The sequence below is a fragment of the Bradyrhizobium sp. Crot121 genome (genome assembly GCF_059512385.1).
Genome location: NZ_JCAMOR010000335.1, coordinates 1 through 515, shown reverse-complemented (window position 1 = coordinate 515; position 515 = coordinate 1). Strand labels below are relative to the sequence as shown.

The following is a 515-nucleotide window of genomic DNA, read 5'->3' as shown; positions in this document are numbered from 1 at the left end:
GTGCTCTACGAGAGTGTGATTCACCCGATCACGATCATATCGACCCTGCCGTCGGCCGGGCTTGGTGCGCTTCTGCTTCTCATGGCGGCCCACTACGATCTCAGCGTGATCGCGATTGTCGGAATCATCCTGCTCATCGGCATCGTCAAGAAAAACGGAATCATGCTGATCGATTTCGCTCAGCACGTCGAACACGAACAAGGTCTGACCGCCGAGGAGTCCATTTATCAAGCCTGCATCATGCGCTTCCGGCCGATCCTAATGACGACGATGGCAGCGATGCTTGGCGGCGTCCCGATGATGCTGGGCAGCGGGGTCGGATCGGAGCTTCGCCAGCCGCTGGGCTACGCGATCGTGGGCGGCCTCGCGCTGTCGCAGCTTCTCACGCTCTACACCACGCCGGTTGTCTACATCTATCTCGACCGGCTGCAGACCTGGCTCTTTCGGGGAAAAAAGCCAGCGGCCGCGAGCCAGGCTGATCCAGCGCCTGCTGAATGAACGATGACGAAGAGAAT

Annotated in this window: 1 protein-coding gene; it reads left to right on the top strand. The window is 59.4% G+C overall.

Annotation, left to right across the window (positions count from 1 at the left end; genetic code table 11):
• Positions 1 to 498: efflux RND transporter permease subunit (locus tag AC5ZGW_RS46845; RefSeq protein WP_496114228.1), on the top strand; the 498-nt coding region annotated here is incomplete at its 5' end.
• Positions 499 to 515: the final 17 nt, after the last annotated feature.